The organism is Bosea sp. Tri-49, assembly GCF_003952665.1.
GTDB lineage: Bacteria > Pseudomonadota > Alphaproteobacteria > Rhizobiales > Beijerinckiaceae > Allobosea.
The window spans coordinates 4,545,001-4,557,987 of record NZ_CP017946.1 but is presented as its reverse complement, the minus strand read 5'-3'; the positions used below and the strand labels follow the sequence as shown (position 1 = coordinate 4,557,987).

The window sequence follows — 12,987 nt, the reverse complement described above, 5'->3', positions numbered from 1 at the left end:
CGCCGGGATGACCGCAACCGAGCCGAAGACGGCCAAGCTCGTCGTCGAGGGGAAGCTCGTCGTCGAAGGACTTTGCAAGCGCTATGGCGCGACCACGGCCCTCGAACCGAGTTCGCTCAGCGTCGCCGAGGGCGAGTTCCTGACCTTGCTGGGGCCTTCGGGCTCCGGCAAGACCACGCTGCTGCAGCTGATCTGCGGGCTGGTCGAGGCGAGCGAGGGGCGGGTCGTGATCGACGGACGCGACCAGTCGAGCACACCCGTTCACCAGCGCGATATCGGGCTCGTCTTCCAGCATTATGCGTTGTTCCCGCACCTGACCGTGGCCGAGAACATCGCCTTCCCGCTCAAGATGCGTGGACGCCCCGGCGCGGAGGTCGCAAGCCGCGTCGCGGCGACGCTGGAGATGGTCCATCTCGGCCATCTCGCCGGGCGGTTCCCGCGCGAATTGTCCGGCGGCCAGCAGCAGCGCGTCGCGCTGGCGCGCTGCTTTGTCTACCAGCCCTCGATCATCCTGATGGACGAGCCGCTCGGCGCGCTCGACAAGAAGCTGCGCGAGCACATGCAGATCGAGATCAAGCGGCTGCACCGCGAGAGCGGCGCCACCATCGTCTACGTCACGCATGATCAGGAAGAAGCGCTCGCCATGTCCGACCGCATCTGCCTGATGAACCATGCCAGGATCGAGCAGCTCGGTACTCCGCGCGAGATCTACGAGCGCCCGCGCACCGCCTTCGCGGCCGATTTCATCGGCATATCCAACATCTTCCGTGGGCGCTGGGACGGCAATGGCGCGATCGACACGGCGCATGGGCGCTTCGCCCTGCCGACCGGCGCGCGCTGCCAGAGTGAGGATGCCACCCTCGTCATCCGGCCGGAGAACCTGCGTCTCGGCGCCCGGGACGGCAACGCCGTGAACGGCCGCGTCAGCGAGGTCGTCTACGCCGGCTCCGAGACGCGCGTCATCGCTGCGCTCGACGACGGCAGCCCGCTCGTGCTGCGACTCGGCCCCGACGATTTGGTACCCGCGATCGACGAGAGGATCGTCGCCGGCTGGTCGCGCGACAAGGCGGTGCTGGTCGCATGAGCGCGGTCACCCTCAGCAGCGCGCCGGCGCACTCCAGGAAATTGCGGTTCGGCGCGCTCTGGCTGGCCGTGCCGGGCCTCCTGTTCCTGGCAGTCTTCTTCGTCTATCCGGTCGCGCAGTTGCTCGGCCTGAGCATCGTCGATCCGGAGAGCGGCGCCTTCTCGGCCGGCGCCTATCAGCGCATCGCCGCGACGGACGTCTATCTGCGCGTGCTCGGCATCACCTTCCGTATCGCCGGCTGGACGGCGGTCTGGTCGCTCCTGATCGGCTACCCGCTCGCCTACTGGATAGCGCGGCTGCCCGACCTGTTTCGCGGCCGCATGCTGCTCTTCGTCATGGTGCCGTTCTGGACGAGCTATCTCGTCAAGACCTTCGCCTGGATGATTGTGCTCGGGCGCAGCGGCATCATCAACTCGCTGGCGACCGGCTCCGGCATCGTCGACCAGCCTTTGCCGCTGCTGCACAATCAGTTCGGCGTCATGGTCGGCATGGTGCACGCCATGGTGCCGCTGGCGGTGATGACCATGCTCCCGGTGATGACCGGCATCGACCGCCGGCTGGTCCAGGCGGCGCAGACGCTCGGGGCGGCACCGGCGCGCGCCTTCTGGCTGGTCTATTTCAAGCTCTCGCTACCGGGCGTGGCGGCGGCCGGCCTGCTCGTCTTCATCTCCTCGCTCGGCTTCTTCATCGTTCCCGCCTTCCTCGGAGGGCGCCAGGAAACCATGCTCGCCCAGCTCATCATCACGCAGGTGCAGGAGCTGCTGAACTGGTCCTTCGCCGGCGCGCTGTCCGCGATGATGCTGGCGGCAGCGCTGGTCTCCTGCGTGATCTACGACCGGCTCTTCGGGCTCTCGACCATCGCCGGCGGCTCTGCCCAGGTCGGCACCGGGCGCATCCGCGACCTCGGCCTGGCGATCCTGTCGGGCGTCGCGACCCTTGCCGGCCATCTCGCGACACTGGCGCGATCCCTGCTCGGCAAGCGCGCGTCTGCGCTGCTGCTGCCCGGCTTCTGCTGGCTCGTCATCGCCTTCCTGGTGCTGCCGACGCTGCTCGTCATCCCGCTCGCCTTCACCTCGTCGCAGTTCCTCGAGTTCCCGCCGCCGGGCTATGGCCTGAGCTGGTTCCAGGCCTATTTCAGCTCGCCGCTGTGGATCCAGGCGACAATCCGCTCCTTCGCGGTCGCCTTCGTCACGGCAATTGCCGCAACCGCCATCGGCGGCTTCACGGCTTTGGCGCTGGCGAACAGCCGCACGCGCTGGGGTGGGCTGATATTCGCCTTCTTCCTCGCGCCGATGATCGTGCCGCGCATCGTCATCGCCGTCGGGCTGTTCTACCTTTTTGCGCGGCTCGGGCTGATCGCGACCGATCTCGGCCTCGTCATCGGCCACACCGTGCTGGCGATCCCGTTCACGCTGGTCACCATCGCCGCCGTGCTCAAGACCTATGACCAGCGCCTCGACCAGGCAGCGGCCACGCTTGGTGCCAACCGGCTGCGCACGTTGATGGGCGTCACCATCCCGCTCGTGAAAGGCGGCCTCGTCGCCGCCTTCCTGTTTGCCTTCATCACCTCCTTCGACGAGCTGACCATCGCGATCTTCGTCTCGGGCGGTATCAAGACCACACTGCCGAAGCAGATGTGGGACGACATGATCCTGCAGCTCAACCCGACGCTTGCCGCGGTCTCCGTGGTCGTCTTCGTCGTGGTGACGGTGATGCTGCTGCTTGCGGAACGCTTCCGCTCCTCTTCCTGATCGACCGAGCCGACGACCAAGCATGACCTCCTTCAACGACGACGGCTTCGTGAGCCTTCTGACCGTGCGTGCTGCCGCGCAGCCGGACAGCGTCTATGCGCGCTTCTGCGGCGAGCCGGTGACCTATGCCGGGCTCGAACGCCGCTCGGCCGCCTTCGCCGCGCATCTCAGGGCGCGCGGCATCAAGCCCGGCGACAGGGTCGCCGTGATGATGCGCAACTCGATCGCCACGATCGCGGTGGTCTTCGGGCTCGCTCGTGCCGGTGTCGCCTGGGTGCCGGTCAATGCGCAGCAGCGCGGCGAGGGTTTGCGCTACCTGCTGACGCATTCGCAGCCGCGCCTCGTCGTCGCCGATGCGGAGCTGGCGCCGCAGATCACCGAGGCGATGGGCTCGGAGCCGGAACTGCCACAGCTATTGCATACGCCGGGCGGTGAGCTCGAAGCCATTCTGGCCCGCAACGAGCGCTTCGACGAGCCGGCGCCAACTGCCGACGCGGTCTTCGCCATTATGTACACATCGGGCACCACCGGCCGGCCGAAGGGCGTGATCGTCTCGCATCGCATGCTCCGCCTCGCGGCGGAGAGCGTCGCGAAGCTGTCCGATGCACGGCCGGCAGATGTCTTCTTCGTCTGGGAGCCGCTCTACCACATCGGCGGCGCCCAGCTCCTGCCGCTCCCGATGATCAGCGGCATCACGCTCGCCATGGTCGAGCGCTTCAGCGCCAGTCGCTTCTGGGATCAGGTCAGGGAGGAGGGCGCCAGCCATATCCACTATCTCGGCGGCATCCTGCAGATCCTGCTGAAGCAACCCGCGTCGCCACGTGATCGCGAGCATGGCGTGCGCATCGCCTGGGGCGGCGGTTGCCCGCCCGACATCTGGCCGCAGTTCAGCGACCGCTTCGGCATCGACATTCGCGAATGCTACGGCATGACGGAAGCCTCCAGCCTCACGACCTGCAATGTGACCGGGGTGCCGGGCTCCGTCGGCCGGCCGCTGCCCTGGTTCACGGTGAAGCTGCTCGATGCCGACGGCCAGCCGGCACCTCCCGGCGAGCGCGGCGAGATCGTGATCGAGACCAGCATCCCCGGCGCGATCTTCCCTGGCTATCTCGAGAATCCCGAGGCGACGACGAAGGCGCTGCGCGAGGATGGATTCCACACCGGCGATCTCGGCTCCTTCGATGCCGCCGGCAATCTCTATTTCCATGGCCGGATGACCGACAGCGTGCGGTGCAGGGGCGAGAATGTCTCGGCCTGGGAGGTCGAGCACGTCGCAGCGGAGCATGAGGCGGTCGAGGATTGCGCGATGATCGGCGTCGCAGCCGATGTCGGCGAGCAGGACATCAAGCTCTTCGTCAAGCCGCGCGATGGCATCGTCATCGATCCGCAGGCGCTCTCCGGCTGGCTCAGCCTGCGCCTCGCGCCCTACCAGAACCCGCGCTACATCGCCGTCGTCGACGAATTCGAGCGCACGGCGAGCCAGCGCATCATGAAGCACAAGCTCTCCCCCCGGCTCGATGATTGCTGGGACCGGGCGGCGATGGCGACGAGGTTCTGACATGGCCGGTTGCGACATCCTAATCTCGGGCACCGGCGGCTTTGCCGCGCGCATCGCCTTCGACATCGCCGCGACGGCGGACGAACCTGTCGAGGTGATCATCGCCGGGCGCAATCGCGAGCGCCTGAACTGGCTGCGCACCGCCGCCAATGCCCGCAGCGCGCTGTTCGGCAAGAAGGCGCGCTTCACGACACATGCCGTCGATCTGCTTGCTCCGAACGCGTCGGACGAGATGCTTGCGGCGACCGCTCCGCGCATCGCGGTGCAGGCCGCTTCGATCCAGACCTCGCAGGTCATCGCCCAGAGCGGCAATGCCTGGACGCAGCTCGTCGCCGAAGGCGGCCTGAGCGCCACAGCGGTTTTCCAGGCGCTGCTCAGCTCGCGGGTCGCGGCGGCGATCACGCGCAGCGGCAAGCCCGTGACGCTGGTCAATTGCGGCTTCCCCGACGTGGTCAACGGCATGATCCGCGCGATGGGCCATGATGTCGCGTGCGGCATGGGCAATGTCGCGATCCTGTCCAATGTCTTCGCCGGCTCGGCCGCCACGCCGCCCGGGGCCAAGGTCAAGGTTCTCGCTCACTATCAGAACCTTGCCGCCTGGCGCCGCCGGCCCGAGGAACGTAGCGGGCGGGCGCCCCGCGTCTGGCTGGACGGCATCGAGGTCGAGGATGTCTACGGGCGTTTCGCCGATATCCAGCTCACGCCCGAACCGGTCATCGAGATCTCGGGAGCGAGCGGCGTCCCCATGCTGCTCGCCATGGCGGCCAACCGGTCATGGCGTGGCCATGTCCCTGGCCCGAACGGCCTGCCCGGCGGCTACCCGGTCTGGCTGACGGATGGGACGCTTGAGCTTGATCTTCCGGACGGTGTCGCCCAGGCCGAAGCGATTGCCTGGAACGCGTCATTCGAGGAAGAGAACGGTCTCGTAGTCTCGCCCGAAGGGAAGGTCAGCTTCACTGGCCTCCTCGGCGACAGGCTCGCCGACCATATTCCCGCCCTTCGCGATGGCTTCGCCGTGAGAGAGCTGGAAGCAGTCTGCGAGGAGCTGCTTCAGCTGCGTTCCGCTCTGATGAAGCGCTAACTCGCCTCGATCGCGGGTCGAAGCACGGCTTGCTCGGGAGGCGACGCGGGATGTCAGGTACCGCAGAATGTCGCCAGCACGCGCTCATGGGCGGCCGGCGGCAGTGCGTAGCCTTCGCGCCCAGGCTGCCTGTCATACGGCTTGTCCAGAACGGCGATCAGCTCCTCGAAAGGAGCAAGGTCATCCTGCTCGACTGCTGCTTGGATTGCGGCTTCCACCCGATGATTTCTGGGAATGAACAGCGGATTGATGCGACACATCGCACGCTGTCGCGTCTCGGCTGGCGCAGGCTCCTTCAGCAAGCGCTCGCGCCAGCGGCTTTCCCAGCTGTCGAACTCGGTGGGGTTGCCGAACAGGTCGCGGCAAGCGTGACCATCCGCGGCCGGCAGTGCATCCTCGCTCAACCGCCGGAACACCAGTGTGAAGTCGGCCTGCCCGCGCTGCATGGTTTCGAGGAGCGCCCTGATGAGCGCGATATCATCCGGCTCTTCGGTGGCAAGACCGAGTTTTTGGCGAAATCCGGCGACCAGGTTACTTTGAAACAGCTCATCGAAACGGTTGAGCGCATCCTGTGCGATCGACACGGCTTTGTCCTGGTCGCTCGCCAGGAGCGGCAGCAGGGTTTCGGCGAACCGGGTCAGGTTCCAGCGCGCGATCGGTGGTTGGTTGCCATAGGCATAACGCCCGTGCTCGTCGATAGCGCTGAACACGGTACCTGGATCGTAGGCATCCATGAAGGCGCACGGCCCGTAGTCGATCGTTTCGCCGGCGACCGACATGTTGTCCGTGTTCATCACGCCATGGATGAAGCCGATCAGCATCCAGCGTGCGACGAGTGCGGCTTGCGCGGTGATGACGGCATCCAGCAAGGCAAGGTACGGATCGCCCTTGCCGGCCGCATCCGGATAGTGCCGAGCGATGACGTGGTCGGCAAGCAGGTGCAAGGCCTCGACATCGCCGCGCGCCGCGAAGAACTGGAAGGTGCCGATCCTGATGTGGCTCGAGGCGACACGTGTCAGGACGGCGCCAGGCAATAGCGTCTCTCGCCTGACCGCTTCGCCCGTCAAGACAGCAGCGAGGGCTCGTGTCGTGGGCACGCCCAAGGCCGCCATCGCCTCGCTGACGATATACTCGCGCAGGACCGGCCCCAATGCGGCCCGGCCGTCTCCCCGGCGTGAGAAAGGGGTCAGGCCAGCACCTTTGAGCTGGATGTCGCGGCGCTGGCCGTGGCGGTCCACTACCTCTCCGAGCAAGATGGCACGCCCATCGCCAAGCTGCGGGCTAAAGCCGCCGAACTGGTGGCCGGCATAGGCTGTCGCGATCGGGGCAGCGCCCTCGGCCACGCTATTGCCTACCAGCATCGCGATGCCTTGGGGCCCGCTCAGCCAGTCCGGATCGAGGCCAAGCTGCGACGCCAGCGGTCTGTTCAACTGAATGAGGCGGGGCGCGGCGACTGCAGTCGGATTAACCGATGCGTAAAAGCGCTGCGGAAGCCGAGCATAGGAGTTGTCAAAGGCGATTGCGGTCATCGGCCGTAGATATGCGCGAGAAACTGCACCGCAACACAAGGCTTTGATTGATTGTCAGCACCATGAGCTGTCCAGGTTCGCGGTCAGCCGTGCGTGTCGAATTGTCCCGCCTCGCTCTTCTGATGTAACCGGCCCGGCCGTAGGCGGGAAGCTGTCAGGCGACGCGTTGGGAACGAATGTCGGCTTTCCGGCTGCGCGCCAGCGTTCGATCTTTGGTTAGGGGCGTAGGCGGAAGCTAGTGTCCTAACGGCGGCCGGGATACCACTCCTGCATTCGTTCGAAGACGGTAATCTGACCCGATCCATGAGCAGGGTCACTCGGGCAGCCCGGCCAGCCGCAATCCGTCCGCGAACCGCGCCAAATCTTCCGAGCGATGGATCGGAAGCCAGTCCTTGAGCTTTGCGATGCGCATGGATGGATCGAGCGCCTGCAGGCGTTCCATCGCCTGCCTCGCCTCATCGGCGCGGCCAGAGAGCGCCTGGCTCGCCGCCATCACGGCGGCGGCGACGAGGAGGCTGGGAAGGTTTCCGGCGGCCTTTTCGGCCCAGCCCACGGCGGAATCGAAGTGCCCCGCGAAGAAGTGCGCCAGCGCCATCCCGACCTGCATCCTGAAGATTTCGGGATCCAGCGGGCTCAGGCGAACGGCGTGCTCGAAATGCTCCAGAGCGGCAGCCGGTTCGCCGTTAAGGGCGCGCAGGAAGCCGCCAAGGAACCAGGCGGCAGCGAGGTTCGGATTGAGGAGCACCGCCCTGTCGATGAGCGCTATGCCGCCATCGAGATCGCCGGTGAAATGGCCGAGCGCATGGCCGGCCCGCGTCAGGGCGACCGCATCGTCCCGGCCGAATTCGACGGCAAGCCGCGCCAGCCGCATGCCCTCGGCGATTTCGCCCGGGCGATCGACCATCCAGCCATTCACCTTGCGCCACAGATGGCACCAGGCCGCCATGCCATAGGCCGATGCGAAGTCTGGATCGAGCTCGATAGCCTTGTAGAAGAGCGGCAGCGCCGCCTCGATGGCGTCCCTGGTCCCGGAGTGCAGCTTCGCCGTGCCACGCAGATAATAGTCGTAGGCATCGAGGTTCTCGGTCGGCTTCCGCTTGGCGCGCTCGATCTCGGCCCGTTCGAGCTGCGGCGCGACCGCGCCGACGACGCTTTCGGCGATCTGGTCCTGGAGTTCGAAGATGTCGTCGAGCATGCCTTCGAAACGCTCTGCCCAGAGATGCGCCCCGGTCTTGGCGTCGATGAGCTGTCCGGTGATGCGCACCTTGTTTCCGGACTTCCGGATGCTGCCTTCCAGGACGTAGCGCACGCCGAGCTCCCGGCCGATTTCCTTCACATCCACCGCCCGGCCTTTGAAGGCAAAGCTCGAATTGCGGGCGATGACGAACAGCCAGCGGATGCGGGACAGGGCGGCGATGATGTCCTCCACCACGCCGTCGGCGAAATACTCCTGTTCGGGATCGCCGCTCAGGTTTTGGAACGGCAGGACGGTGATAGAAGGCTTGTCCGGCGGGAGCGGCGCGGAGGGCAGTTCCGTCGCGGGGCTCGCGGCCCGTTCGGGGACGCCTGATCCGATCGGCTCTCGCGCTTCCCCGGACTGCTCGACGTCGCCGACGAAGCGGAACCCCTTGCGGGCGATCGTTCGGATCAGGCGCTGCTCGTCGCCATTGTCGCCGATGGCCTTCCTGACCGCGTTGATGTGACTGGTGATCGTGGATTCGGAGACGATCCGGCCGCCCCACACCGCCTGCAGCAGCTCGTCCTTGCTGACGACCCGGTCGCGATTCCCGATGAGATGCAGCAGCAGGTCGAAGACCTGCGGCCCGACGGTCACCACCTGCGCGCGCAGGGTCAGCTCCCGGCGCCCGGGGTCGAGCAGGTAATCTCCAAACGCGAATTGCACGTCGGTCGTCCCTTGGCCGAATGCCGTCGTTTCGCTGACCGAAGCGGCCGATCGAAAAATAATCCGAGACTGACAGCGCCCTGGCTCGCCCTTCTGCCGCAAGGCGCCGTCTTGGACAAGAAACCAAGCTTCCTCGGAGGGCAATTCAAGCCCGCCGCAAGGACTTCCCGCAAGCGCGGCGGCACTCTCCGGTCCTATCGGCGGCAATGGTTGCGGTCGAAAGAAACGGAGAAAGCCCATGAAGATCGTCGTCATCGGCGGCACCGGCCTCATCGGATCGAAGCTCGTGCAGAACCTCGCCGCGCGCGGCCATCAGGCGCTCGCAGCTGCGCCAAACACTGGCGTCAACACCATCACCCGCGAGGGTCTGGCCGAGGCGCTCGATGGCGCCGCCGTCGTCGTCGACGTGGCGAACGCACCCGTCTGGGAGGACAAGGCCGTCCTCGACTTCTTCGAGACGTCGGGCCGCAACCTGCTGGCCGCGGAAGCCGCCGCCGGCGTGCGCCACCATGTCGCCCTTTCGATCGTCGGCAGCGAGCGGCTGCCCGAGAACGGCTATTTCCGGGCGAAGGTCGCTCAGGAAAACCTGATCAAGGCGTCCGGCATCGCTTACTCCATCTTGCGCGCCACGCAGTTCTTCGAGTTCGTCGGCGCCATCGCCCAATCGGCCACGGTCGGCGAGGAGATTCGCCTGTCGCCGGCCCTGATCCAGCCGATGGCGTCGAGCGACGTCGCGGCGGCGCTCGCCGATGTCGCGCTCGCCCCGCCGATCAATGGCACGACCGAGGTTGCAGGCCCGGAAGCCATGCCGCTCGACGAATTGGCCCGGCGCTTCCTGCGGGCGACGCAGGACCCGCGCAAGGTCGTGCCGGACATCCACGCGCGCTACTACGGCGCTGTTCTCTCCGACCGTTCGCTCACGCCCGGCGAGAGCCCGCGCATCGGCGCGATCCGCTTCGAGGACTGGCTCGCCCAGCCGAAGGCTCAGCCGGCGAGCCGCTGAGCGAAGGTCTCGCTCCCCGATCTCCACTCCCCGACGGCGAACGACAGTCCCGACCAGCAAGGAGAATTGCAATGTTCACACGATTTGTCTTGGTTCTCGCCTTCACCACGCTCGCGATCACCGCGGCGCCGGCTGCCGAGCCCGCTCCGGCCAAGTTGACGACCGTGTTCGATCGCCCGATTCCGAACATCCCCGGCAAGAGCTTGAAGAGCGTACTGGTCGAATACGGGCCGGGTGGCGCGTCGTCTGCCCATACTCATGCGAAATCCGCCTTCATCTATGCAACCGTCCTCGAGGGCGCGGTCCGCAGCAGCGTCAACGGCTCACCGGAGAAGGTCTACAAGGCCGGCGAAAACTGGGTCGAGGCGCCCGGAGCCTTCCACGGCGTCAGCGCGAACGCCAGCGACACGCAGCCGGCACGCATCCTGGCCGTGTTCGTCGTCGACACCGACGACACGGAGCTGACCAGGTTCATCAAGAAGTGACCTGACCGCAGCCTTCGGGCCCGGCGGCAGGTTCCCTGCCGTCGGCGCTGCACCGCAGCCATCGGCATTCAACGGGAATGGGACCATGGACCTCCTCGAAGAGAAGAGCACAGTCGTTACAGACGAGGACTCCGGGAACGCCGCCCCCGCAGCGCGGCCCGGCAAGAAAAAGATCGTCGGGCTGCTGCTGTGCCTCGGCGCCGTCGCGGCAGTGGCCGCAGGATGGGCCAATGCCCGCTCGGGCGGCGAGGCGACCGACAACGCCTATGTCCGCGGCGATCTGACCGCGCTGGCGCCGAAGATTGCCGGCTATGTCACGGCGGTCGAGGTCGGGGACAACCAGACTGTCCGGGCCGGAGATATCCTGTTCCGGATCGACGATGCCGACTATCGCGCCAAGCTCGCGCAGGCCGTGGCGAACGTCGAGGCGGCGCAGGCGCGTGTCACCAATGTCGATGCCGAAACCAAGCTCCAGTACGCTCTGGTCAGGCAGGCCGAAGCCCAGAAGCAGGCCGCCAGCGCCGAGGTGACGCTGGCGACACGGTCGCAAAGCCGGCGCCGCGAGCTGATCCGCAGCAATGCGGTGAGCCAGGCCCTGCTCGACGAGAGCGATGCCGCGCGCTCGCGGGCCGAAGCGAACCTGTCGGGCGCCTCGGCGACGATCGAAGCGCAGCAGCAGCGTATCGCCGTCCTGACCACGCAGCGCGAAGCGGCCGTTGCCGCCGTGGCGCAGACGCAGGCCGCGCGCGATCTCGCTCAGATCGATCTCGACAGCACCGTCGTGCGCGCTCCGGTCGGCGGCATCGTCGGCAACCGCCAGGTCCGGATCGGCCGCCTGGTCGCGCCGGGCGTCGCCCTGCTCGACATCGTCCCGGTCGACGATGTCTGGGTCGTGGCGAATTTCAAGGAAACCCAGCTTGAGCAGATCCGGCCCGGCCAGCACGTCCGCATCAGTGTCGACGGCTATCCGAGCGAGGCGCTCAAAGGCGTGGTCGACAGCTTCGCGCCCGGCAGCGGCTCCGCCTTCAGCCTGCTCCCGGCCGACAATGCGACGGGCAACTTCGTGCGCGTCGTCCAGCGCGTTCCGGTGAAGATCCGCTTCACCGGCAATCCCTTGCCCGGCCGCCTCGTGCCCGGTCTGTCCGCACGTGTCGAGATCGCCCCGGGAGACCGCTAATGACCATGGCCGCCACCGCCATACTGGGCCGCAGCAGCGCCGCGGCCGGCACCCTTCTCCTCACAGGAATCGTGCTCGCCGCGTTGATCGAGGCGATCGCCGGCACCGTTCTGTCGCTCGGGCGCAGCGACATCATCGGCGACACCTCCGCGACGCCCGACGAGTTCGCCTGGCTCGACATCGGCTACATCACGCTGAAGCTCATCGGCTTCCTGACCGCGCCCTGGCTGATGAGCCGGATCGATCCGCGCAGCGTGCTCGTCACTGCGACCCTCACCATGGGCCTGGCTTCGGGCATCGCTGCCATGACTGCCCGGCTCGACCTGCTGATCGGGCTGCGCATCGTCCAGGGCTTCTCCGGCGGCACCCTGCTCGTCGCAGGCCAGGCGATGATTTTTCTGAGCTTCCCGCGCGCGCACCAGCCTCTGCTTCAGGGCCTGTTCGCGGTGGGTGCCGTCGTCGCGCCCGGAACGCTCGCTCCGGCGCTTCAGGGCTGGCTGCTCGATGCCCAGTCCTGGACCTGGATCTTCTTCGGCATCGTGCCGCTCTCCCTCACGGCTGCCGGGCTCCTTTTGATGGCGGACGGCCCGATGTCTGCCAGGGGCGCACCCCGCCCGTTCGACTGGATCGGCGTCGCGCTGATCTCGCTCACCTTCTTCTGCCTCACCTATGTGCTGACGCAGGGCAGCCGCTGGAACTGGTTCGAGGAACCGCGCATCCCCTGGCTGACGCTGATCGGCGCCGCCGCGCTGCTGGCCTTCCTCGGTCAGCAGGCCATGGCCAAGGGCCGGGGCCTGCTCGACGTCTCCCTGTTCGGACCGAACGACTTCACCTTCGCCTTCATCGTCAGCTTCGTCGCCGGCGCCGCCCTGTCCGGCAGCGCCTTCGTGATCCCTGCCTTTGTGATGTCCGTCCTCGCCTTCACTCCGACCGATGCCGGCGAGCTCCTGCTGCCCAGCGGCGCGCCCTTCATCGGCGCGCTCGTCCTTGTCGCCCTGCTCGTGCAGTTCCGCCGCGTGCCGCCCTTCGCCACGGTGCCCTTCGGCATCCTGATCCTGATGAGCGGGATGTGGCTGCTCTCCGGCTCGACCAGCGAGAGCGGGGCTGATGACATGATGGCGGGCGTGCTGCTGCGCGGCCTCGGCCTCGGCTTCCTGTTCCTGTCGATCACGCTGATCGCCTTCGGCCATCTCGACGACCGCAGGCTCGCTGACGGCGTCGGCCTCTTCAACACCGGCCGCCAGCTCGGCGGCCTCATGGGAATCGCGGCGCTCCAGACGCTGATCGACCACCACACCGTCGCCAATTTCGCAGTCCTCGGCGCCAACGTCGCGGCCGGAAAGCCCGCCGTCATCGAGCGGTTGACGGCCATGACGGCGATGTTGACGGCGAAGGGGATGGACGCCGCCGCCGGCC

General features: G+C 66.9%; 10 protein-coding genes (1 of these 10 only partly in view). 8 read left to right on the top strand and 2 right to left on the bottom strand.

Annotation, left to right across the window (positions count from 1 at the left end):
• Positions 1-7 precede the first annotated feature (7 nt).
• From BLM15_RS22070 to BLM15_RS22055, 4 genes are read left to right on the top strand one after another with little or no spacing between them, the layout of a single operon-like run.
• Positions 8-1,084, top strand: a complete 1,077-nt coding sequence (locus tag BLM15_RS22070) for an ABC transporter ATP-binding protein (protein ID WP_126114769.1) — start codon at positions 8-10, stop codon at positions 1,082-1,084.
• Positions 1,081-2,835: an ABC transporter permease subunit gene (locus tag BLM15_RS22065; protein ID WP_126114768.1), complete on the top strand. Its 1,755-nt coding sequence runs from the start codon at positions 1,081-1,083 to the stop codon at positions 2,833-2,835. The genes BLM15_RS22070 and BLM15_RS22065 overlap by 4 nt, the downstream gene beginning before the upstream one ends.
• Positions 2,836-2,857: 22 nt before the next feature.
• On the top strand, positions 2,858-4,393 hold the full coding sequence (locus BLM15_RS22060) for a class I adenylate-forming enzyme family protein (protein ID WP_126114767.1): 1,536 nt from the start codon (positions 2,858-2,860) through the stop codon (positions 4,391-4,393).
• Between the two features lies 1 nt (position 4,394).
• Positions 4,395-5,474 carry a hypothetical protein gene (locus BLM15_RS22055; protein ID WP_126114766.1) on the top strand — a complete coding sequence of 360 codons (1,080 nt, stop codon included), beginning with the start codon at positions 4,395-4,397 and terminating at the stop codon, positions 5,472-5,474.
• Between the two features lie 53 nt (positions 5,475-5,527).
• On the opposite strand, the gene BLM15_RS22050 is transcribed toward BLM15_RS22055, so the two are convergent.
• Positions 5,528-7,003, bottom strand: coding sequence for a protein adenylyltransferase SelO (locus BLM15_RS22050; protein ID WP_126114765.1), 1,476 nt, complete (start codon positions 7,001-7,003; stop codon positions 5,528-5,530).
• A 313-nt stretch (positions 7,004-7,316) separates the two neighbouring features.
• Positions 7,317-8,906 (bottom strand): winged helix-turn-helix domain-containing protein, encoded by a 1,590-nt coding sequence (locus BLM15_RS22045; RefSeq protein WP_126114764.1) that lies wholly within the window; start codon positions 8,904-8,906, stop codon positions 7,317-7,319.
• Positions 8,907-9,144: 238 nt separating this feature from the next.
• Between BLM15_RS22045 and BLM15_RS22040 the strand changes: the two genes are divergently transcribed.
• From BLM15_RS22040 to BLM15_RS22025, 4 genes are all read left to right on the top strand, one after another.
• Positions 9,145-9,909, top strand: a complete 765-nt coding sequence (locus tag BLM15_RS22040) for an SDR family oxidoreductase (protein WP_126114763.1) — start codon at positions 9,145-9,147, stop codon at positions 9,907-9,909.
• 71 nt (positions 9,910-9,980) lie between these two features.
• Entirely contained in the window at positions 9,981-10,394 is a 414-nt protein-coding gene (locus tag BLM15_RS22035; protein ID WP_126114762.1) for a cupin domain-containing protein, read from the top strand.
• A gap of 85 nt (positions 10,395-10,479) precedes the next feature.
• Entirely contained in the window at positions 10,480-11,571 is a 1,092-nt protein-coding gene (locus tag BLM15_RS22030; RefSeq protein ID WP_126114761.1) for an HlyD family secretion protein, read from the top strand.
• Positions 11,571-12,987: the 5' portion of an MFS transporter gene (locus BLM15_RS22025; RefSeq protein ID WP_126114760.1), read on the top strand. Its footprint extends 176 nt past the window's final position; 1,417 of the gene's 1,593 nt are visible here — the first part of the coding sequence; it begins with the start codon at positions 11,571-11,573; the stop codon falls past the right edge of the window. The genes BLM15_RS22030 and BLM15_RS22025 overlap by 1 nt, the downstream gene beginning before the upstream one ends.